At 37.7% G+C, this 23,906-nt stretch carries 17 protein-coding genes and 1 riboswitch; of the genes, 9 read left to right on the forward strand and 8 right to left on the reverse strand.

From position 1 onward, the window contains the following. Positions 1-39: 39 nt before the first annotated feature. Entirely contained in the window at positions 40-1,164 is a 1,125-nt protein-coding gene (locus AZE41_RS00930) for a plasmid pRiA4b ORF-3 family protein (RefSeq protein ID WP_067204493.1), read from the forward strand. 244 nt (positions 1,165-1,408) lie between these two features. On the opposite strand, the gene AZE41_RS00935 is transcribed toward AZE41_RS00930, so the two are convergent. Further along, positions 1,409-2,008, reverse strand: a complete 600-nt coding sequence (locus AZE41_RS00935; RefSeq protein WP_067204496.1) for a TetR/AcrR family transcriptional regulator — start codon at positions 2,006-2,008, stop codon at positions 1,409-1,411. A gap of 191 nt (positions 2,009-2,199) precedes the next feature. Between AZE41_RS00935 and AZE41_RS00940 the strand changes: the two genes are divergently transcribed. From AZE41_RS00940 to AZE41_RS00960, 5 genes are all read left to right on the forward strand, one after another. Then, positions 2,200-2,958 carry an SDR family oxidoreductase gene (locus AZE41_RS00940; RefSeq protein WP_067204498.1) on the forward strand — a complete coding sequence of 253 codons (759 nt, stop codon included), beginning with the start codon at positions 2,200-2,202 and terminating at the stop codon, positions 2,956-2,958. 439 nt (positions 2,959-3,397) lie between these two features. Then, on the forward strand, positions 3,398-4,084 hold the full coding sequence (locus AZE41_RS00945) for a response regulator transcription factor (protein ID WP_067204501.1): 687 nt from the start codon (positions 3,398-3,400) through the stop codon (positions 4,082-4,084). Continuing rightward, a complete protein-coding gene (locus AZE41_RS00950) occupies positions 4,071-6,119 on the forward strand; it encodes a HAMP domain-containing sensor histidine kinase (protein ID WP_197485351.1) in 2,049 nt (682 codons plus the stop codon). Before AZE41_RS00945 ends, AZE41_RS00950 begins: the two co-directional genes overlap by 14 nt. 761 nt (positions 6,120-6,880) lie before the next feature. Next, a riboswitch (cyclic di-GMP riboswitch) is annotated at positions 6,881-6,991 on the forward strand. A 203-nt stretch (positions 6,992-7,194) separates the two neighbouring features. Beyond that, positions 7,195-9,246, forward strand: coding sequence for a methyl-accepting chemotaxis protein (locus AZE41_RS00955; protein WP_067204506.1), 2,052 nt, complete (start codon positions 7,195-7,197; stop codon positions 9,244-9,246). A 186-nt stretch (positions 9,247-9,432) separates the two neighbouring features. Continuing rightward, positions 9,433-11,613 carry an amidase family protein gene (locus tag AZE41_RS00960; RefSeq protein WP_082786453.1) on the forward strand — a complete coding sequence of 727 codons (2,181 nt, stop codon included), beginning with the start codon at positions 9,433-9,435 and terminating at the stop codon, positions 11,611-11,613. Between the two features lie 487 nt (positions 11,614-12,100). On the opposite strand, the gene AZE41_RS00965 is transcribed toward AZE41_RS00960, so the two are convergent. After that, a complete protein-coding gene (locus AZE41_RS00965) occupies positions 12,101-12,436 on the reverse strand; it encodes a MerR family transcriptional regulator (RefSeq protein WP_067204508.1) in 336 nt (111 codons plus the stop codon). 74 nt (positions 12,437-12,510) lie between these two features. On the opposite strand from AZE41_RS00965, the gene AZE41_RS00970 reads away from it, so the two are divergent. Beyond that, positions 12,511-13,200 (forward strand): type 1 glutamine amidotransferase domain-containing protein, encoded by a 690-nt coding sequence (locus tag AZE41_RS00970; protein WP_067204510.1) that lies wholly within the window; start codon positions 12,511-12,513, stop codon positions 13,198-13,200. 429 nt (positions 13,201-13,629) lie between these two features. Here the strand turns inward: AZE41_RS00970 and pgeF are convergent, their stop codons facing one another. Continuing rightward, positions 13,630-14,412, reverse strand: coding sequence for a peptidoglycan editing factor PgeF (pgeF, locus tag AZE41_RS00975; protein ID WP_067204513.1), 783 nt, complete (start codon positions 14,410-14,412; stop codon positions 13,630-13,632). 594 nt (positions 14,413-15,006) lie between these two features. Between pgeF and AZE41_RS00980 the strand changes: the two genes are divergently transcribed. Continuing rightward, on the forward strand, positions 15,007-18,228 hold the full coding sequence (locus tag AZE41_RS00980) for a DEAD/DEAH box helicase (protein WP_067204515.1): 3,222 nt from the start codon (positions 15,007-15,009) through the stop codon (positions 18,226-18,228). A 214-nt stretch (positions 18,229-18,442) separates the two neighbouring features. On the opposite strand, the gene AZE41_RS00985 is transcribed toward AZE41_RS00980, so the two are convergent. From AZE41_RS00985 to AZE41_RS22980, 4 genes are all read right to left on the reverse strand, one after another. Next, complete coding sequence (locus tag AZE41_RS00985; protein ID WP_067204518.1) at positions 18,443-19,297, reverse strand: SDR family oxidoreductase; 855 nt, start codon at positions 19,295-19,297, stop codon at positions 18,443-18,445. Position 19,298: 1 nt separating this feature from the next. Further along, positions 19,299-20,321, reverse strand: coding sequence for a polysaccharide biosynthesis protein (locus AZE41_RS00990; protein ID WP_067204520.1), 1,023 nt, complete (start codon positions 20,319-20,321; stop codon positions 19,299-19,301). A 64-nt stretch (positions 20,322-20,385) separates the two neighbouring features. Further along, complete coding sequence (locus tag AZE41_RS00995) at positions 20,386-20,985, reverse strand: glycosyltransferase family 2 protein (RefSeq protein ID WP_067204523.1); 600 nt, start codon at positions 20,983-20,985, stop codon at positions 20,386-20,388. Positions 20,986-21,388: 403 nt separating this feature from the next. Then, the gene (locus tag AZE41_RS22980) at positions 21,389-21,538 is read right to left on the reverse strand and encodes a hypothetical protein (protein ID WP_187046415.1); all 150 of its coding nucleotides are present in this window, start codon (positions 21,536-21,538) and stop codon (positions 21,389-21,391) included. 246 nt (positions 21,539-21,784) lie between these two features. On the opposite strand from AZE41_RS22980, the gene AZE41_RS01000 reads away from it, so the two are divergent. Continuing rightward, positions 21,785-22,756, forward strand: a complete 972-nt coding sequence (locus tag AZE41_RS01000; RefSeq protein WP_067204529.1) for an alpha/beta hydrolase — start codon at positions 21,785-21,787, stop codon at positions 22,754-22,756. 64 nt (positions 22,757-22,820) lie between these two features. Here the strand turns inward: AZE41_RS01000 and AZE41_RS01005 are convergent, their stop codons facing one another. Further along, positions 22,821-23,627: a YitT family protein gene (locus tag AZE41_RS01005; RefSeq protein WP_067204532.1), complete on the reverse strand. Its 807-nt coding sequence runs from the start codon at positions 23,625-23,627 to the stop codon at positions 22,821-22,823. Positions 23,628-23,906: the final 279 nt, after the last annotated feature.

The following is a 23,906-nucleotide window of genomic DNA, read 5'->3' on the forward strand; positions in this document are numbered from 1 at the left end:
TAAATTTCAGGTACCCCTCATTCAAAGGAGTTGTCAATTATGCATATCCGTTGTACAAAGAAACTTTTAGTTGAACTCAAAGTCGAACCTGAATCAGTTACCGAGGACAATCCACTTTTCTCTTGGCATGCAAATTTAATCACGGTTAATCGTAGGAAAGCGGTTGTGTTAGTGAATGATCATAATCGTTATGCCGTTGTGTTGTACGGACTGAAAGCAAAAGACTTTAAAAGGTTCAACGAGATTGCTTTGCAAGGAATCCGCGAAACATTTCACGCAGAAGGGATATCGGACAAGGTGATTGACCAGTATTTACTTCAAACTGGTGAAGTTTCCATGACGAAGACAAAGGATCGGACTTCTGTGGCAAGGATGAATAAGGCTTGTGATAATGTATACTTTTTTGATGAGTTATGGAATGTAGATTCTATTTTCCAGCCGGACATGGGTATCAATATTAGCCGCATGTTAGTCGGAGACGGAAAGAACAGTTATTTTCTTCCGCATGAAGAGATGTATAAGGATCTCAACCTTTTTGCTGGCCAATCAACTTTTGAAGCGAAAGCCGCAGTCCTGAAAGTTACACTTAGGTTCGAAAATCGTCAAGTATGGCGGCGACTTGTGGTCCCTGTAAATAAAACATTTAACCAATTACACCAAATTATACAGACGGCCTTTGGATGGCAAGATTACCATCTTCATGACTTTTTTGTTTATGGTAAGGCGGACAATACGGGGAATCACATCACTGAAGGGCATAATGAAAAAATCCAAAAACCAATCATCAATCTTGTTTGCACCGAAGAGGCTTTTGATTATCCAGGGCAAGTAAACATGAAGCTTGAAAAAGACGTGAAGCTATCGGAATATATTCCTGCATACGAGAAGCTGACATACAATTATGATTTTGGTGATGACTGGAACCATGATATCGAAGTAGAAAGCATTATAGAGAACTATGAGTCCAACTATTCTGTTTGCTTGGAAGGTGAAGGGAATACACCACCAGAAGATGTAGGCGGTGAGTATGGTTATGAAGAATTTCTCAAGATTCTTGCTGATCCCGACCACCCTGAGTACGAGCATATGGTTAAGTGGGGACGGATGCAGCGTTATCAGGAATTTGCTATTGACTCTATAAATAGAGGGTTGAAGGGACTTTAATCGACTAAGGCAGAAGTCTCCTTCCTCAACGCGAAGCGTAGGTGGGAGATGAATGCTTGCCGATTTTATGGCAATGTTGCTTTATAAATTATAAGTCTGAATGATTTTATCCACATGGTTTATTATCCTTATCCTATCGCCAATAAAACCCCTCCACCGGCACATGATACTCCTGGAAAACATCACTAAACAAAACCTTTTCAATAAGTTCATGAAGCACAAGGTACGCTTTTTCTTTATTATTTTAGCTTCGCGATTCCGTATCATTGAACGAGTTTTGATGGAGAATTGCGAGTAATTGTTCGGCCATATAATCCGGTGGATATAAGAATTCGCTGTCTATCCAAACAGTAATCATCCCCCAAATTGCGTATGCCTGGTAATTGGCTAACATCTTGATGTTGATATTTGTGTGTATGGTTCTATTGGATATGTCTTGAAGGACAAGTTGTGATAATTCGTTGCAAATACGGGCTTGTAGACCTGTTAATATATTTGACTTTCCTAGTAATGTATAAAAATTGGCGTTAGTAGCCACGTGTTCGAATATTTTAATGGCTGAAGCAGTAAGCTTGCTGACTTCGAAAACAGTCAGACTTTCATAAGGTGCACGGTATGATGTGATTAAATCCTTCATGACTTCATCGATTATTTCTTCCAACAGTTCTTCTTTGTCTGGGTAGTGTTTGTAAAATGTTCCCCGATTAAGATCGGCAAGTTGGACAATATCTGTAATTGAAATATGTTTGAAGTCTTTTGATTGCATTAAGGTTAAAAGCGCGTTTTTTAGTGCTACTTTTGATTTTCGAATTCTTCTATCCACGCTTGGTGGTGTAGTAGACATTAGTAAACCCCCTCATTTTTTTAATAAACGAACAAAATTCGGATAGATTGTCTAGTAGTCAACAAGTCGATGTTGATTTGCTGATTGAATGAAGTAGCTTGAATTGATTATACTATAATTGAAAGATATTAAACATCTGTTCATTATCGTAATTGTGTAAGCACATTCAGTTAAAAATAGGAGGGAATAAAATGAAACTTCAAGACAAAGTAGCAGTTGTAACAGGAGCTGGTTCAGGCATGGGGAAAGCAATAGCTATGCTCTATGCGCAAGAAGGGGCAAAAGTGGTTGTGTCCGATATTAACGGTGATTCTGCTAATACGGTGGTAGAAGAAATTAAATCAAATGGTGGGGAAGCCATTGGTGTCGTTGCGAATGTTGCTAAAGAAGAGGACATTCAAAATCTAATAGACACAGCTGTCAGCACGTATGGCACGGTTGATGTGTTGGTGAATAATGCGGGTATCATGGACAATTTTGAAGCCGCGGGTGATATTGAAGATGACAAATGGGATCGGATTTTTGCGATAAATACGACGAGTGTTATGCGTTCAACTCGTAAAGTATTGCCAATCTTTTTGGCGAAAGAGCAAGGTGTGATTATTAATATAGCTTCAGCAGGAGGATTATACGGTGCTCGTGCGGGTGCAGCATACACGGCTTCTAAGCATGCTGTTGTTGGCTTTACAAAAAATACGGGCTTTATGTACGCTAAGCAAGGCATTCGTTGTAATGCCATTGCACCGGGGGGAGTAGAAACGAACATCGGAGCTTCGATGACATCCATCAATGCGTTTGGGATGGGACGTATTCAACCGGGACTTGCCATTAATCCACGTACGGGCAAATCTGAAGAGATTGCGAAGGTGGCATTGTTCCTAGCTTCAGACGATTCGAGCTTCGTCAATGGTACGGTCATAACGGCAGATGCAGGATGGACCGCTTATTAAATAAAATATAGGTACCTGGATCTGAAACGACTCTAAACCGTTTCGGATCCAGGTATTTTTATTAGTAGCGGTTTATGGAGACTAAATTTCAGGTGCAGGGAGTCGTACCATAAGTAAGTGATATTTTTGCTTTAAATTTTTCAAATTAGATATGAATACAAAAATAAAGCCGATTTTCTGAGCAAACAGAAAATCGGCTTTTACAAATCGTTTACGGATTTTTTCATGTACTTCAAGTTATATAATTTTCTAAGATTTTATTTTGAATCAGGAAACACAGAATCGTCTATTCGGCATAATTATATTTACTTAGGAAAAAAACTAAGAAAGTCTTAAGAATTGGTGTGCGTGTTTGTTAAGATTTAAATAGTATCATATCCTTATACAGATCCTATAGGGGTGATCACATGAGCCTAAAGAGATGGAGGAATGAATGTAGTTGAACATTTTGATTTGTGATGATGATAAAGAAATTGTAAGAGCGATTAGCGTTTATTTGGAAAATGAGGGTTATCAAGTATTCAAAGCTTACAATGGGATAGAGGCAATCGATCTTATTCGAGATCACGTTATTCACCTAATTATTATGGATATTATGATGCCGAAAATGGATGGGATTACGGCGACGATGAAGATTCGACAAGATAATATGATTCCGGTAATTATGCTTTCTGCCAAGTCTGAGGATTATGATAAAATACTTGGATTAAATATCGGAGCAGATGATTATATGGCCAAGCCGTTTAATCCATTAGAACTTGTGGCTAGAGTGAAATCGCAGCTAAGAAGGTATACGACATTCGGGAGTCTTGAGGCGAGTAGTTATGTACTTCAAACGGGCGGGCTCATGATTGATGATGAACAGAAAATCATTACCGTTGATAAACAAGAGGTCTATTTGACACCAGTGCAGTATAAAATTTTAAAGCTTCTCACAGCAAATGCTGGGAGAGTATTCACGATTGAAGAGATTTATGAAAAGGTATGGAATGAAAGGGCCATTAATCCAGAAAATACGGTTTCGGTTCATATTCGAAAGATTCGAGAAAAAATTGAAATTAATCCGAAAGAGCCGAAGTATTTAAAAGTTGTATGGGGAGTTGGGTATAAAGTTGAGAAATATTAGTCATGCACTCATTACGAAAGTGGTTGTGTTTCTGATTGCCATCGTTTGTTTAACTGGTGCAGCGAAGGCAATTATCAACATGGAATTTAATGAGGTTCATCTAAGTAGTATAAATCAAGATAATTATTTTGAGAGCCGAGTATTTGCTGATGAAAGTTACGATCTTATTACCTCTTTAACGCAATTAATCGGAAAGTATAAAAGTGAAGAATATATTTTAGGTGGTAAGGCACTGACTAAAGAAGATAGACGAGGAATTGAAAACGAGTTATTCAATGAATTTCATTACAACGGATATGATTACGACTTAAGTGAAGCGGACAATAAGCGCATCTTTAAAGAAGAATATGCAGATGACATCAATCGTAAAAAAGATGAACGCATGAAAGAACAGGTAAGAGAATTTTATCGGTTACTCAGCACACTAGAAGCATATGAAGGAAGCGTGTATTATGCGAGTGATGGTGAACATGTATTCTCCAATAGTGAACTAAATAAGAAAGAGCAATTTGAATCATTTGGTGCATATATGCTATTTGAGGATTATCAACAAAAGCTTTATCCAAATGAAGTGAAAGAAAGTCAATACCTCGATTACTTTACACACAATGTTGAAAAGTTGAATCCACAAAAAGACGTCATTTTTGTGGCGTTTAAAGAATCTTTCTTACAACAAAAAATGCAGGGATGGGAAAAAGACAAAGCGATTGCCAAAAGTTTTCTTAATGAATTAATTGTATTTCTAGCAGGATTTATTTTATCTTTTGTTTATCTAATCATGGTTATTGGAAGAACGTCATTTAAAGATAAAGAAATTCATTTTCATGTCATTGACAAACTATATAATGATCTCAATATTGTGATAGTCGTTTCTTTAACAGCGATGTGGATAGCGATGATTGTTGAAGTGTTGCACGATATGCACACGCTTCTCACGGCACCTATTTTTATCATTGCCTTACTGATGATTTTATCGCTCGTAAAGCATATCAAAAATAGATCATTACTTCAGCATACACTCATCTATCAAATTCTCAAAAAGGTTTTTCTTTCGGTGAAAAATGTATTTGATAGTGGCAGTATAGGTGTAAAAACTGTGCTGCTTGTCATCGGTTATCCAATAGTAGTTGCAGCAACGTTTTTCATGTTTCCCGTTACCATTGGTCTAGCTGCCTGGTTTGCGATGAAAAAGGTGAAGTCATTTAACCGCATTAAAGAGGGCGTAGAGCAAATTAAGAATGGGGATATTCATCATCGAATTGAAGTAGACGGAAAAGGGGAGTTTAGCCGACTCGCAGCGAATATTAATAGTATTAACGATGGGTTAAAAAAGTCAGTGGATAGTGAGATCAAGAGCGAGCGTTTAAAAACAGAGCTCATTACAAATGTTTCGCATGATATCAGAACGCCATTAACGTCAATCATTACGTATGTCGATTTATTAAAAATAGAAAACGACCCTGAAATAATTGCAGAATATGTAGACGTGTTGGATCAAAAATCGAAAAGACTTAAGATCTTAACGGATGATTTATTTGAAGCGGCTAAAGCGTCAAGCGGAAGTATGCCTGTTCAGTTAGAACGGATTGACATCGTATCATTACTAACGCAAGGAATAGGAGAGATGGATGAAAAAATTGAAGCGTCGTCATTAAATTTTAAGTTAGCTCACCCAACAGAAAAGGTGTATGTGAAGGCTGATGGTAAACTCCTATGGCGCTCCATCGAAAACTTATTCTCGAATATTTTTAAATACGCACAACCTGCATCAAGGGTTTATATTGATGTTGAAGTTTTAGGGAATGAAATACTCGTGACATTTAAAAATATTTCAGCATATGAATTAAATATTTCAGTCGATGAACTAATGGAACGCTTTAAACGAGGGGATGAATCTAGATCAAGTCAAGGTAGCGGATTAGGGTTGTCGATTGCTGAAAGCCTGATTCACATCCAGCTCGGACGGTTCTTAGTTCAAGTAGATGGCGATTTATTTAAGTCGATGATTTATCTACCGAAATTTCCAAATGAATAACGTAGCAAGGGAATAGGATATGTGAGTGTCCTATTCTTTTTCTGTGTATAGATGTAGCTAATAAAAGTGATAGAGATGTTGTTAAAGAATTTCAACGTTCTTCAAGTTTAAAAAACATGCTTATGCTAGAGAATTAGAGGATTGCGGATATTTAGAAAGAATACTGAAGGTAAGTATTGATGTGCAAATCGAAAATAATAATCAAATTGTAAAAGTATCTTATTCATGTGAAATGGACAAGGTACTTTTTTTCATGAAAAACCGCACTTAGCCACATCATGGAGAGCCGTACCATAAATAGAGGCGGATATCGATAAAATATGATGAGACTCGGTCATTGACAGATGCTAGAGCCAGATGAATTCAAAGGAAACCATGAGAAAAGGGCTTCCATTGAAGGAGAAAATGCGAAGCTCAAATGGTTTCACGGTCTATCTCGAACTGGGAGATAGGCCAATTAGGTGTGTCAAAGTAATCGAGATTAGTTGTCATTGTAATAAATATTAGGCGGGTGAAGCGATAGTATCAGCCTAATATCGGATAATGTCGCCAAAATCAATCAATTACTAATTTGAAATCATATTTTGACTTTATTTCTATAAAACTTTATACATAGTCAATGAAAACATACTTTATGACTGGTTTCGAACTATTCTCATGATTCATTTTTCATAGAGCAACAGTGAGGAGTGGTTAAAAAGTCTTGAAGTTTGTAGAGTTACGTGAGATTATGAGTGAGCGTAATTTTAAACTAAAACTATAGAAGTTAAAGGCAACCTGTTCTGAAAGGGCAGCACGCAAAGCCTAGGATCTAAAGTTTAGGGATTAATCAAAAGTCCTGCAATCTAAACAATGATCGCCTGGTTACCAAATTTATGGATTAATATATATAAATCCTTTGGCTATTCTATATTAAATAGAATAGTTTTTTGAGTGTTTAAAACCACCTGGAATGAATTTGGCGAAAAGACGTAGTTAGAAAGGATTAAGAGATTCTTGAAGTTAACAATTTAAAAGCTTTGAAGTAGCAGGCAACTTGCGCTTGATTCACTATTAAATAGAAAGGTGTGTAAAAATGAATAAGAAAAGGATTTCGTTCAAAGCAAAGTTATTAGTTTTCTCTTTATTACTATCATTAGTACCGATTGTTTTTATTGGAGTTTTAGTTAATAAAACAGTTAGCAAAAAAACCAAGGATGATTATATCAGTTTCAGCGAGAAAGAAATTAAACAGGTGGACAATGGAATTTCTCTATACTTTGAAACGATTAGGGAAAATGTCAATTTATTAGCTAATGATAATTCCGTTCTAAATGCCGATTCAAGTATTACTTCCTATAAAGATCTAGGGGGAGAAGGCTCAATTGATATGACCCCTTCAGAAAATGGGGATAAGGAGAAAGCCATTTTTGATGTGTTTTCTCAATTTAGTAATAGTCATCCTAAAGCCTCTTATGTTTATATAGGTACAGCGGATGGAGGTTATGTCCAATTTCCCGAGGGACCCACGCCAGCTGGTTTCGATCCTAGAGACCGTCCTTGGTATACCACGGCTATTGAAGAACCAGGAGAAGTAAAATTAACAAGTGCCTATGAGGCAACTGGTATAGAAGGAATTATAGTAAGTAATGTAGTTTCGATTGAAAAAGATGGAAAACAAACAGGCGTGTTAGGCTTAGATGTAAGTCTGGAAGGCTTAACAGATATTATTAAGGAAATCAGTATTGGTAAAAATGGTTATGTAATTCTCGCGCAAGAAAATGGAACAATCCTTGCACATCCAAAAGATCCTGAATTGAACTTCCAACCAATTTCTAAACTAAACATTCCTTCATTAAAAGATTTAAGCAAAGATGGCACATTTGAAACTGAACTAGATGGAGAAGACTATGTATTAAATACAATCACTTCAGAAATTGATGGCTGGAAGTATATTGCTGTCATAAAGAAGGACGAAATTTTAAGTACGGCGACTTTCATACGCTCAATGCTTTTCATTATAGGTGGAATTTTTGCTATTCTTGCTATAATAGCTTCTATTTTTATGAGTTTACGTATAACGAAGAGAATTAAAAGGATTAGTGATTTGTCTTTAGCGATGTCAAAAGGTGATTTGACTCAACAAGTCACGGTAAAGGTGAATGATGAAATCGGGGATATGGGCGAGAATTTCAATACCATGTCTAACAGTTTAAAAGAAACAATCAAAAAGATTTCGCATGAATCTCAACAATTATCTGCTACATCTGAGGAGCTGGCAGCATCTTCGATCGAGAATCAAAAAGCCTCTAATGAGATATCAGGTTCTATCCAACTTGTTGCTACTGGAACAGATGAACAGGATGCCGCTATGAAAAATGCGGTAGCTATCATCAATGAAGTGTATAAGCATGTTGATGACGTGACAGTGAGCATGGACAATGTAAGTAATTCCATCCATTATTCAACGGAAACTGCTAAACAGGGCAGTGATGTCGTTGAACAAACTGTAAATAAAATGGTTGAAATTGATAAAAACGTGAGCTCTTCTGCTGAGAAAATTAGCATGTTAAATGAAAAATCAAATGAAATTAGACAAATCAGCTTGATCATACAATCAATTTCAGAGCAAACGAATTTATTAGCTTTGAATGCTGCAATTGAAGCTGCAAGAGCTGGCGAACATGGAAAGGGATTTGCAGTAGTGGCGGATGAAGTTCGAAAACTCGCAGAGCAATCCAGCAACTCAGCATTGCAGATCAATGAAATTATTCAAGATATTGAAGACGGCATTGAAGATTCGATGGGTCTTGTAAATCTAGGGGTTAGCTCGGCAAAAGAAGGAATGAAACTTGTGAATGAAAGCGGGAAAGCGTTTGGAGAAATTAAGGATTCCATTTTCGCTGGCACAACAAAAATATCCGAGGTCAGCATGGCAATGGAAAACATGAAAAATCATATAGCTGAAGTGGCAGTTCACATTGAGGAAGTTTCAAAAACAAGTATTGAAGTAAATAATTATTCCCAAAACGTCGCGGCATCCTCCGAAGAAATGAGTGCCTCAATGGAAGAGGTTTCATCGGTTTCTCAAGAGTTAGCTAGGATGTCAAATGAATTGGAAGTAGCCATCCAGCAATTTAAATTGTAAAAGTATGATTTCTATCAAACCAATAATCTAAGGGGTATGTTGGATTTTCTAGCATAAAATTACACAACCTATAATCATGTTTACAATTTACATTCATATTGTATAAAACATCCCCTGAATGTTTTTATATAATTTCTCGGGAAAAAATTTTATGTTTAATTTGATTTAGAATAGGGAGGAAACATCATGTTTAAAGTATTGAAACGAGTTAGAACCTTGATTGCTCTTATGGTAGTAGTGGCCATGCTTCCATTGGCAAGTGTCTTTGCAGAAGAAACCGAATTTGATCCATTTGAAAAGAGTATTAGAGAAATTTCGGATGCTTTGGATAACAATCAAATTACTTCTGAGCAGTTGGTTAAGTATTATCTAGAACGTATAAAAGCATATGACAAGCAAGGCCCTACGATTAATTCGTTTACTAACATTAATGAAGAAGCTATAGAGATTGCAAAGCAATTGGACGTAGAGAGACAAAGTAAAGGTACAAGAGGTGTACTACATGGTATTCCAATCGTTGTTAAAGATAACTTTGACGTAAAAGGAATGCCTACAACAGCAGGATCTGTTGCACTAAAAGATGCTTATCCCGTAAAAGATGCTTTTGTTATTCGGAAACTTAAGGATGAAGGAGCAATTATCATTGGAAAAACAAATATGTCAGAGTTCGCAGCATCATATGGGAGGTTAGGATATAGCTCTTTGGGAGGTTTAACCTTGAATCCTTACAACCTTAAACGTGATGCTTCTGGTTCTAGCAGTGGAACTGCCGCAGCAATCACAGCAAACTTTGGTGTATTAGGATTAGGTACTGATACATCTGGATCTGTTAGAGGACCATCTTATGTTACGGGTCTAGTCGGTATCAGACCGACGCTGGGTTTAATAAGTCGTGGCGGGGTCGTTCCGTCTTCGTTAAATTTCGATACTCCTGGTCCAATGGCTAAATCTGTAGAAGATGTAGCTATTGCATTAAGTTTTATGGCTGGAGTCGATGAAAAGGATGACCAAACATTAGCTGCAAAGGGACGCATTGTTGAAGACTATAGTAAGTCCTTAGACAATACTGCCTTGCAAAATGCAAGAATTGGAGTAGCTGTTGACTTTTTTGGAGACAACGCTGAGGTGGATACAATTACTAATGAGGCCTTAAAGAAAATGAAAGAAATGGGGACAGAGCTTATCCCGGTATCTTTCTCAGAGACGACACAATATCTCTGGACACCAATTATTGGACCAATTAGTGAAGCGAATTTTAAGGTTCAGTTGGAAGAGTATCTAAAACAGTTCCCGGAAAGTCAGCCGAGAACACTAGAAGAAATAATCAAAATCAGTGAATCGCCAGAGGTTCTGAATTCAGCAACGCCAGTAAATCCAGCGAGTTTGGATGGCCTAAAAACGAATTTGAAACAAGCGGCGTTTAAAGACACACCAGAATACAATCATTTAGTAACAAAAGATATACCTAAAGTACGTAATGAAGTGCAATCAATAATGGAAAAGGAAAACTTGGATGCAATTGTTTTTCCAACAATGTCATGTCCTGCATCACCAAGATTCGATAAGGAAGATCCGACATATGTATGTGAAGCCTATGACACGTATGCTGCGAGTTATGTAGCGTCGGCTACAGGATTCCCTGAAATTACTGTTCCTGCCGGTGCTACGGGGGAAGAACTACCTGTTGGGATCTCTTTCTTGGGATTGGCATACAGTGAACAGTCTTTATTAGATATAGCCTATTCTTTTGAACAAGCAACCAACGCTAGAACGCTACCTAAAACAACGCCTAATTTCGAAAAGAATGTAGATGAAAAGCCTAAATTTAAAGATGTAAGTTCATATGTCGATGAAATTATGTATTTGACAGACAAAGGAATAATTAAAGGTTATCCAGACGGAACATTTAAACCAAATGATCCAATTACACGTTTACAAGCTATACGATTGATTTTAAAAGAAAAGGGAATTGTCGACTTTTCCGATGTCACCAATCCAGGATTTGTTGATGTTTCACCTGGCGATTATGGATATGAGGAGATTGCTAAGGCTGCTGAATTAGGTATCGTCAACGGAAAAGTTAATGCCCAAGGTAAAAGATATTTTGACCCTAACGGAAAATTAATCCGCTCGCAAGCGGCTGCAATCCTAGTGTTAGCTTATGACTTAAAAGGAACTTATCCAACCGATTTTAAGGACGTTCCAAAGGGGAATTGGGCTCATGACTATATTTCTGCGTTGGTAGCAAATAATATTACTACTGGTTATTCCAACGGTGAATTTAAGCCGAATATTAATATATCACGTCAACATTTTGCCGCATTTATGGCCCGATATCTAGATGATCATTTTAAGTCCACGAAATAAAAGTCTATAGAGAACTTTCTTCAGGAAAGATAAAGATTACACAAAAATTATAGAAGAAATTTAGGCTTCTCATAAGCAGACCAAACTTATGAGAAGCCTTTTGTACGTAAAGAGACTTCAGCAGTTGTATACCCATTAAACGATGAAAAACTTCGAGCATGTCAATATTTTCATTACGTCATGGATACTCTTTGTGTACATTCTGTAAGCGCCAAACTCCTCCGACCTTATTTCCGCACGCCATCCAATGTGATAATTTCCCCACGGAAAATAAATGTGAAAGCTTTACATGAAGAAACTTGAAATTCAAAAAGAATGGAAACGTCGAATTGGCATTCGTTGGATGGATAAAACATTGAACCATTGGAAGTCTCTCAATATGATGTGATGTTAAGAGGGAGGCTTGAAAGAGGCCGTCACTTGATTGAAGACATACAAACTGTCTATTTGACAGGGGCAGGTCAAATGGAATCAACTTTTGAAATTTTTATATAACTATTTTTTCTTCGATTTCATGGATGTATGAATTTAAAATACCAATTTGCTCTTCTAATTTTTTCTTATGCTGAAATAAAATTGCTTTAGTATTCATATCTTCATATTCTAAATTTATATTTGAAATGCTTGCTCTTATAACTTCAATCGACATTCCTAGATGTCGGAAACATCTTATTAAATTAAGGATTTCAATGTCTTTATCATCAAAGGTACGATGTTCTTGTTTATTTCTTTTTATTGGAGGAATTAAATTTATTTTTTCATAATATCTAATAGTACTTGAAGGGATTTGAGCTAATAGGCTAGCTTTTTGAATAGAATACACAGCACGTCCTCCTTGACTTAAAGTATGGTTTAACCTTTAAGGTTCATAGTATCAAACAAAAAGGAGCATGTATAATGAAAAACATTTTAGTAGTTGTAACTAATATTTCTAAATATCCAAATCAGGAACGTGCAACAGGATTATGGTTAGGAGAAGCTGTTCACTTTGTAGATGAGATGGAAAAAGAGGGATATAAAATAGTTTACGTTAGCCCTAAAGGTGGATATACATCGATTGATCCACACAGCTTACAACCAGATCAAATGACTGAATTAGATTGGCAATATTATTCAAACGATGATTTTTTAAATAAGCTAGGTGCTACTTTATCGGCAGAAGATGTTAATCCTGAAGATTATGATGCCATCTATTATACAGGTGGACACGGTGTAATGTGGGATTTCCCTAATGATGAAAAGTTACAAAACATTGCTAGTAAAATATATGATAATGGCGGGATCGTCTCTGCTGTTTGTCATGGTACTGTTGGTTTATTAAATATTAAAAATGCGGTAGGTAACTATTTAATTGCCGACAAAAAGGTTGCAGGTTTTGCAAACACTGAAGAAATCGCACTTGGATTAGATAAAATAGTTCCATTTTTAACAGAAGATGAACTTATTAACAGAGGAGCCAATTACGTGAAAGGCGAAGACTGGGCAGCGTTCGCTGTAGTTGATGACCGTGTTGTCACTGGACAAAATCCAGCATCAGGTGGTGCAGTTGCCAAAGGGGTATTAAAATTATTGAAATCAGCACGTTAATATAACACTCGAGCTTCTGAAAAAAGCACTTCCTTGATCATTGATTGATCAAGGAAGTGCTTTTTTTTACTTTCGAAACGGCGCTAAAATACTTCGGTTTAATGAAAGCTAGCACAAAAGGTCTACTAAAGGTACAAGGTACATTTCAAGGGATCTATGCAACGGTGAGATAACTACGGCATCCACAAAGCGGTATTAGCAGGAACTCCAATTCACTCCAAGTATTAGAACTTTTCAGCTGCCTCCATATGTTCAACAAATATAGATTCAAAATCAATCAACTAAAAACCGTATTTAGATATATTAGGGTGGACTCTTTCGCAAGGGGGAAGTTTCGCTATTTGAGAAAACAGTAATATCCGAAAAAAGCACATCAACGTATAAAGCTGATGTGCTTTTTCGGATAGCTTGCATTGATGTAGTTGATTGTTACTCTATCTCCATTTGGTCAATGCCCTTTTTCACAACAAACCCCAAATGCCTCCCACATTGTCTATCCTCTCGATAAGAAAAACCATCCGGATCTACATACGTGCAAGTTCGATCAATCGCAATCCGCTCAGCTGGAATTCCCGCCAACTCACATTGCCTTTTCACGACGAGCTGATTATCGATGTGATATTTGTGAGTGTCGTCATTGTAATACATAAAATCATCCGCATAGCCAAGCGCTTTAAATTTTAAATAGACATCTTCATCGACTTCAAACTTTTCCTGGCTTAGCGCTGCACCAATCTGGACGTGAAAATCGCTCGGATTACAGCGTTCAACTTGTGTTAAATGTTCGAATAGTTTCGACGTGATTTCTTTGACTGTGCCTTGCCATCCAGAATGGATCACGCCGATGAGGCCGTTCACTTCATTGTAAAAAATCACGGGTACACAATCAGCAGTAAAGCTGCACAATACAAGATTGGGCTCATAGGTATACAGGGCGTCTGTGTCCGCAATGGCGGTGTCCATTCGCTCGGCACCTTGTCCTTTATCGTTGAGCGTCACGCGATAGAAATTGGCGCTGTGTGTTTGAGTGGCACAAACGAAGTCACTCAGCTCGAGTTGTAAGGAAACGGCTAATCTTTTGCGATTTTCGATTATATTATCGGTTTTTTTGCAGGCATGGAGCGCCATGTTGTTGTGTTCAAGTTCGGCTCCATCTTTCATGGTCATCCCTGCTATAAATTTGTCATTGTTTACGTAAATCTTTGTTTTCATATCATCACCTAGCTTTACTATACCTTACTATCTATTCAAAAAAAATCATGGCTATCGATAATGTTGATGAAGAAATTCACGAATTTTATGTTGCGGCTTACCGCTATAGACTAGGCACTTTAAATTTATAATTAGAATTCAATAGAAACTTTAATAATCTCCTTGTACGACGAATGATTCTAGCGAAGGAGCGACAAGTGTGAGCCGAAGTAATGAGACTGACAGTGATCTTCTGGCGGGCTCATTACGGGAGGCCATCACCAAGCGACGAAGCGGTATTGGAAAATGCTCCCTAGTATTAAGCACAAAAAAACAACTTGCTTCCATTTTGTTAAGTACCGAGTATCTAGTTGCAAGAATGTGAAAATATGGTCACCCATTAAAGGATATAATTGTCCTTCAAATGGATGTCTGTTTACCTTGCGCTATCTGGTTGTCTTTAAAGGTGAATCTCAGTTAAATCACCTATATTGGTGACGAGTTCTCATTAAACTTCAAACTGTTCCAGAACCCCTACATTACCGAAAGCTTGTTTGGTATACTCAAGGTAATAAGCGAGAACCCGGAATCCGAAACGAGGGAGGAGGCAGACCAATGAATATAAAATTAAACCGAGAGTTAATTAAAGACAAGTGCGGTACAGTCTCCTTCAAAAGAGGTGAAGCTTTTTATCGGGCTAATAAAGTGACAGTTAAAAACTACGGTCCTAATGGTTGTGAAGCAACAGTTGCAGGAATGGATGATTTCCATGTCACCATTAAAAAGGATGAAAAAGGTGGTTTACTTACGAAATGTAGCTGTCCTGCACTAGCTTCCTTTCAAATGGATTGTCAGCATATTGCAGCCGTTTTACTATCGATTAATGCACTTCAGCGTCAGGAAATCCCCAATAGTCTAAGTGGATTCCAGTCTGATTCATTAACAAATCAAGAACTAACGGAAGGCTTACTGACACTTTTCAATGCCCAACCTAAACGCTCTAGCGGTCATCAGCTTCACTTTGAAAACAGGCAAGTGCTTGATGTGGAATTTACGTGCAAAGCCGTTACCCTAGGAGAGGGGCGGCATATATTTGGAATAAAGGTGAGGATTGGTCCGACTAATGTGCAGAATATCAGGGACTTTCTGAAGCATGTGAAAGACGGACATACTAGCGTGCTTTCTAATTCATTCACGTTTAACCCTAATCTTCATTGCTTTCAAAAAGAAACAAATGCTTTGATCCAGCAGCTTATCCAAGTAATTCATGATGAAGATGTATATGTTGATGAATTGTTGGGGAAATCAAATTATGTCAGCGATCATCATACACTACTGATTCCTCCATCTTCTTGGGACAGGCTATTTCCCATACTTGAGAGAGTACCATCGATTAAATTGGAATATGGCGGGAATATGTATGCCGGTCTTCGTGTATCGAACGAACCACTTTCTTTACAGTTTGACTTTGCTGAAGCTGAGGGCAAAGGCTATCAACTGAAGATCAAAGGGTTGAATCAAATGGTTGTGCTGAATTCATACAGCTCTGTCTTATCTGAAGGGAAACTAATCCAGCTGAAAAGTGAGGATTGTAAACGTCTCTCGGACCTAAAGGAGTTGCTTGATGGTTCAGGAACGAATCAAATTTCGATTCCTCAAGAGCAGGTTAGTTTTTTTCTAGAAAAAGTGGTGCCTGGTTTGAAGAAACTAGGCAATGTACAACTATCGGACAGTATGTATAAGCACCTTCTTAAGACACCGCTAATTGCTAAAGTGTACTTGGATCGTGTGAAAAACCGATTGCTCGTTGGGTTGGAGTTTCATTATGAAAATATTATGATCAATCCATTGGAACCTACTGGGGATATCCCGGCAAGCTCCACTTTTGTGAGGGATATGGATAAGGAAGAAGAGATCTTGCAGTTAATAGAAAAAAGCTTGTTTTCCAAGACAGACGGCGGTTATTTTTTGCACAATGAAGAATTGGAATATGAATTTTTGTATCATGTCGTTCCGAAGCTTAAAACGTTTGCGCAAATATATGCAACTACGGCTGTGAAAAATCGGATATTTAGAGGCAAAGCTCACCCGAAGATTACTGTGAAGATGAAAAAAGAGAGAACCAATTGGCTAGAATTCAAATTTGAGCTCGATGGTATCCCTGAAAAGCATATACGTGAAGTTCTATTGGCTCTAGAAGAAAAACGGAAGTACTATCGATTGGGTAATGGATCCATACTCTCATTGGAGACGAGGGAGTTTGAAGAAATGAACCGCTTCTTGAATGCACTTCCTGAACAGCATGAAGAATTGGAAAGCGGTTTGATATTACCATTTGCTCAAGGTCTTCAGCTTCTTGATTCAGTCGATAATCGTGATGTGTTCACGTTAGAGAAATCGTTCCTGCAATTTTTGGAGAACGTCCACAATCCAGACAGTTTGGGGTTTGAAGTCCCAAAAAGTTTGGATCCAATATTACGGGACTACCAAAAAGATGGCTACAAATGGATGAAAACACTTGCTCATTACGGATTCGGCGGGATTCTTGCAGATGATATGGGGCTGGGTAAAACAGTGCAAAGCATCACGTTTATTTTATCCGAGCTTCCTAACATCCGTAAAAAGAAGCTCCCGGTTCTTATTGTCTGCCCATCATCTTTGACGTATAACTGGTTAAGTGAAATCATGAAGTTTTCTCCAGAGATTCAAGCTGTTGTGGTAGATGGTAATAAGACAGAGCGGAGCAATTTACAGAAGGATGTAATAGATATGGACGTTCTTATCACTTCCTATCCGTTGTTGCGCAGTGACATCATGTGGTACGAAAAACAGTTCTTCCATACCGTTTATTTTGATGAGGCACAGGCATTTAAAAATCCTGTGACACAAACAGCAAAAGCAGCGCGGAAGATACAGGCAAATAACCGCTTCGCCCTCACTGGTACACCGATAGAGAATTCATTAGAAGAGCTATGGTCCATTTACCGAGTTGTCTTTCCTGAATTATTTCAGGGTCTTAAGGAATTCAGTAATCTTCCGAGGAAGACGATCGCTCGGAGGATTCGTCCATTTTTGCTTCGTAGGTTGAAAAAGGATGTCCTTGCGGAGCTTCCTGAAAAAGTCGAGTGGCTGGAATCGGTGGAGTTGCTACCTGAACAGAAAAAGCTATATGCTGCCTTTTTGGCTAAGCTCAGACACGACACACTGAAACATCTCGACAAGGATACACTCCGAAAAAACCGCATCAAAATTCTGGCTGGTTTGACTCGGTTAAGACAGATTTGCTGTCACCCAGCCTTATTTGTGGATGGCTATAAAGGGAGTTCGGGGAAATTTGAACAGCTAATGCAGATTATAGAGGAATCCAAGCTGTCGGGAAGAAGAGTGTTGATTTTTTCCCAATTCACGAAAATGCTTGGACTTATAGGTAGAGAGTTAGCGAATCAAGAACTGCCTTATTTCTACCTTGATGGACAAACGCCATCAGAGAAACGAGTGGAAATTTGTAATCGATTCAATGCAGGTGATCGTGATTTATTTCTCATTTCCTTGAAAGCAGGCGGTACAGGTCTCAATCTGACGGGAGCAGATACCGTTATTCTATATGATATTTGGTGGAATCCAGCAGTTGAGGAGCAAGCAGCTGACCGTGCACATCGTATTGGCCAGACGAATGTTGTACAAGTCATCAAGCTTGTTGCCCGCGGTACAATCGAAGAAAAAATAAATGAATTGCAAGATAAAAAAAGGCATCTGATCGAAGAAATCATCGATTCTGAGGAGAAAGCGTCGTCTACTTTAACCGAAGAAGACATTCGGGAAATATTGATGTTATAAAGCAAGTTAAGAACAGTGTGAACGCGAGGTGGCAATTAGTAGTGTTTACAAGGAGAAAGTCTTCAGTGACCTTTAGGATATTAAAGAAAAGTAATGGTCGCAAACCCGTTTACTACAAATTAAAAAAGGTATCTGGTTCTGAAACAATTCTAAATCGCTTCAGGACTAGGTACCATTGTTTATACTTCCATTATCTGAAGAACATGGTCAACGGTTACTGAAAATAGTGTGGGTATAAATTTTTGTGTGTCCAAATCCATTGTTTCATCTCTATGATCATATTTTCATAACTTGGTACTTTGAATGAAAAATCCTGTCGGTTATTTATCAATGTTTTATCGGCATTGACGGAATCGCTAGGCAAAATCGTTAACATATCCTCTTTAAAATTCGCATTGAATTGTTTTAATAAATCAAACTTACTTATACTCTGGTTATTAACAAGGTGATATAACCCTGTTAAATCTTCGATTGCAGCCTTTTCCATTGCTTTTGCTAAAGTTAAAGTTGTGACGCCAGTCCAGATGGCTCCTGTAAATCCATTAATGGTTCCTTGTTGTTTCATAAACCAATCAAATAAACCAATTCCATTCCTTTTCATATCCGGACCAATAATTGAATTTCTAAAGGTTAAATTTTTTTTATCATTAACTTCGCCCAAAGCTTTCGTTCGATCATAAAAAGTTTCACCATCACGAATGCTAGCTTCGGAATAGGGTCCTGATTTACCTGAGAAAACACAATCTGTACTCATATGAATTAATTTAGTGTTGGTGTTTTTTAATTTATCGGCTATAAGGTGTGGTAAGTAACTATTTAGATAGACAGCTCTTGACGGTACTAACTCACACGCTTCGTTTAAAATACCTATGCAGTTGATCACTACGTCATAGTTTTCTTTTACTAGAATTGAATTCAACAAAAAATCATCCATAATATCCCCATTTATGTTCTTGCAATAAGGAAATGCTGTTCTTGAAAAGGTAGTAACTTCATGCCCTTTCTCACTTAAAAATAATGAGATGGTGTGACCTGCCATTCCAGTTGCCCCAAGAACTAGGAATTTCATGTTATCCTCCATTCCATTTACGCAGTTCGTCTTTAACGAAATCTAGTTTTAACAACTTTTCTTTTATTTCATCTACTGAAAGGGTCTTTGTATTATTAGAGTTATATTCATCGGTTAACGTAATTTTAGGGGAACCTTCTTCGAGGTATTTCCCATAATTTAGATCTCGGTTATCAGCAGGAATTCTATAAAAGTCTCCCATATCAATTGCTTTGGCTGCTTCTTCTTTCGTAAGAAGTACCTCGTAAATTTTTTCTCCGTGACGAGTACCAATAATATTAACTTCATTTTTAGCATTAAATAATTCAATCAATGCTTGTGCTAAATCTTTTATATAACAAGCGGGTGATTTTTGAACTACGATGTCGCCATTCACTGCATTTGTAAAGGCATATAACACCAATTCGACTGCTTCTTCAAGGCTCATCATAAAACGAGTCATTTTGGAATCAGTAACCGTTAATGGCTTTCCGTTCTTAATTTGTTCTATGAACAATGGTATGACTGATCCACGGGATGCCATCACGTTACCGTAGCGAGTTCCACAAATTAAGGTTTTGTCAGGAGTAACCATTCTAGATTTTGCAATGAATGTTTTCTCCATCATCGCTTTTGAAATCCCCATTGCATTGACAGGGTATGCGGCTTTATCTGTAGAGAGACAAATGATTTTTTTCACACCTGCGTTTATCGCTGCAGTTAATACATTTTCTGTTCCAAGAATATTTGTTTTTACGGCTTCTAAGGGGAAAAATTCGCAAGAGGGAACTTGTTTAAGGGCTGCTGCATGAAAAACGAAGTCTACATTGTACATAGCGTTATTTAAACTGCTACTATCACGTACATCTCCGATGAAAAATTTAATTTTGTTATTCTGATATAAAATGCGCATATCATCTTGTTTTTTTTCGTCTCTTGAAAATATCCTAATTTCCTTGATATCAGTAGTTAAGAATCTTTCTAATACAGCGTTACCAAATGAACCAGTTCCACCTGTTATTAGTAGTATTTTATCTTTAAACATATAGTTATAGGTCAACTCCTTTCATTGGAGAGGCTGTTCCAGAAATAGAACGACATTCATTTCCTTATTTCAGCCCTCTAAGATGCAAATCAGATTCGGAAGTTTCTCTAGGATAGTTATACCAATAGGCAAATAGTCCAGTATATTTACATTTGGGGTTATTATCCATTAATACTCTATTGAAATCCCAATCTCCGGCAAAATCTTTTCTCGTTGTGAACACTGCATCCCCTATAAAACTTCTTCGAATGATCTTAAATTGTCCACACCACGTATAAGCATCATCTTTACTTTTCACAAATTGTAGTCCGTGTTTCGTTAACATATTGTAGTAATAAATGTCATATTCACCGTCAACTTGTGCTAGTACATCCCGAATCGGAGGTAAATATTGATCATCGCTATCAATGATTGCTACATAATCCCCGGTTGCTTCAGCAATGCATCGATTATATGATTCACTAGCACCTCTATTTGCTTCATGCGTTATTATTTTTAATTGTGGACAAGTTTTTTCATATTCCTTTAGTAGTTCTACTGTTTTATCAGTGGAACCATCGTCGCAAACAATAATTTCATAAGCATATTCTTTCGGAATACTATCCAGCATTATCTTAATCCATTCTTCACTATTGTAAGCTGGAGTTAGAAAACTAATTTTCATTCAAAGACCTCATTCCTTTATTGATCAATTAATTAATACCAAGGTAGTAGAAAGCATGCATCATCTACCGTTAAATTTTCCAATTAGCGCAATTCGTAACAAGTTATTGTTGATACCTTGTTAAAAAGAAATCTCATACCTTATGCTTATCAAAAATACGTCTGTCCTCGATTAATATATGCGTGTGATTATTTAAACTTTAGGCCGATGCGTTTTCTGTAGCTAGAAATCGATTATGTATGAGGATGAGTAGCTGAGTTAATAACGTTTTAAGTCAAAATATCCAAAACAAATCCCCCTAGTCAGATGCTCATCTGACTAGGGGGATTTATGTTAGATGCGATAAGTAGAATTCAGTGCATCAGTTAACAGTTCTCTAGGGGGAAACTGACAGGCACTGTTTTCAACGCTTTCTTTTGTTTTTCTTACCATCTAAATTTAAAAATTCGCTTTCACGTGCAAACTCAACATCGTCTTTCGGCTTTGTATCGTATTTGAGGGCATTCCGCTGTTTACCTTTGTCTTTGTTTTTGTTTTTATTTTCTTCCGACATGACTTGAACCTCCTTTTGTAGAATGATTTCATCCTAGCTATTGTGTCCAAGGTGCAGAGTTCTATGTAGGAGAATGCAAAATAGGTACCATTCCTTTTTGCACGAATTGCTTGGGTGATGCGATAGACTATCAGAAACTCTATTGGTATTTCCTGTAATCGTATTGATTTCTTTCATTTTTCTCAGTTTCTCTACTATACTAATCATAGGCGTCATGAATGCTAAGAGACAGCATAGTAAAGGGGAATGAGTAAGATTCGAATCAAATGGAAGAGGCTACTTGTTCTTTTTGCTACAGTTTTCTTGCTGATCCAAATCATCGGCAGTTTCTTTTTTTATGAGCTAGCAGTCAAGCGGGGACCGAAAGATTTCTTGCAGAAGAATGCAGATTTGGAAGTATCCGATAAGGCAATGAACCTCTTTTTGAATGGAGATTGGATAGGTTGGGTCGCGGATCAAAATTTTGAACGACTCACTTTAACGTCACGCGACGGACTGAAACTGTCAGGTTACTATTTGCCGGCATCCAAGCCAACGGATAAATTGGTCATTTTAACGCATGGCTATTTAGGAAACGCGAAGCAAATGGGGCTATTTGGACAGCATTATCATAACGATTTGGATTATAATATTTTCATGCCTGATGCACGAGGGCATGGAAAGAGCGAGGGTAATTATTATGGATTTGGCTGGCCAGATCGGCTCGATTTGATTGATTGGACACAACTATTGGTGGAGAAACTTGGAACTGATATTAAAGTGGTCTACCATGGTTTATCGATGGGGGCGGCGACCGTCTTGATGGCTAGTGGAGAAGAAGAACTTCCTAGCCAGGTCAAAGCCATCATAGCGGACAGTCCCTATGCGTCCGTCTATCAATTATTCCAGTATCAAATGAATCGGATGTTTCATCTGCCGGCATTTCCATTGTTAGATAGCACCAGTGTGTTAACCAAAATCAGGGCAGGTTATTCATTCAGAGAAGCGAGTGCACTAAAAGAGGTGGAGAAAACGAGTGTCCCGATCCTGTATATTCATGGGGAAAGCGATACATTTGTTCCAACAGAGTTGACAAAGGATTTGTATCGACATACTTCAAGTGACGCAGAACTCTATCTTGTCCCGAATGCAAACCACGGTGAATCCATTGCATTGGACGAAGACAAATACAATATGAAAATAGATCAGTTTCTTAACCGTTATATTGAATTAAAATAGGTGCCACTGGTTCTAAAACAATTTGAGTTGTTTTCAGAACCGGGCACCTATTTTTTACTATCTACTAGTTAACTGAAAATTTACCATCAACTTCAACCGTCTCATAAATATTAATAAATGCGTCTTCATCATGCTTTCGGACAATCTTTTTAACATGCAGCGTTTCATAACGCGTGACGACCATCATTAAAATGTCTTTCTTCTCTTGAGTATAGCCCCCGTAACCTTCCGTAATCGTAATCCCACGATAGATGGATCCCAGTAACTCATTGCGTATTAAATCACCTTTTGTCGTGACAATCTGCATCGTCAGTTTGACGTGATCTGTGAAGATTGTATCGATCATTTTACCAGTGATATAGATAGACAACAGGGTATATAACGCGATTTCCCAGTCAAAGACAAATCCTGAAAGTAGCACGATTACGCCATTCATCCCCGTGAGGAGAAGGCCGATACTGAAAGAACTTGTACGGGAAACGATAATCGCAATAATATCCAAACCGCCAGAAGTTCCTGAGTATTTGAGGATAAGACCAACACCCATACCACCAATGCCGCCACCGAAAACCGTTGATAACAGGATATTGTCTGTCACAGCAACGACTGGTATCACGTATAAGAATGCCGAGAGCGACACGACGCAAACCAGTGTGTTAATGGTAATTGTTTTTCCGAGTTTGTAGTAGCCTAAAACAATCAAAGGCAAGTTAAGGACTAGATTTAATAGACCGGTATTAAATGGGCTGATTAGGCCGAGTAAAATTGCGATTCCGCTAATACCACTACTTAAAATCCCGAAAGGAACGAGAAAGCAGTTAAAAGCAAATGCAATAATGAGTGAACCTAAGACGACAATTAAATTTTTCATAACTAGTAAATCTCCTTCCAGCTTTGGCAAATAAAAAAACTCGACCCTAAATAAGGGACGAGTTTGTGCTCGCGATTATACCCATAACTCCGCAAGTTTCTAAAAACAAACGGCTTTCAGTCAACGTATTTTCATACGTGCTCCAGATAACGGTGGAAAACCGTCAAAGCTTACTAACTTTTCAGCCTTGTATCTCAGAGATGAATTTCGGATAAGGGCTGTTCGTCGACTTTCACTAAGCGCCAACTTAATAGGGAACAGGGACCTTTTCGTACTTTT

Origin of the sequence: Sporosarcina psychrophila (assembly GCF_001590685.1) — a bacterium.
Taxonomy (GTDB): Bacteria; Bacillota; Bacilli; order Bacillales_A; family Planococcaceae; genus Sporosarcina; species Sporosarcina psychrophila.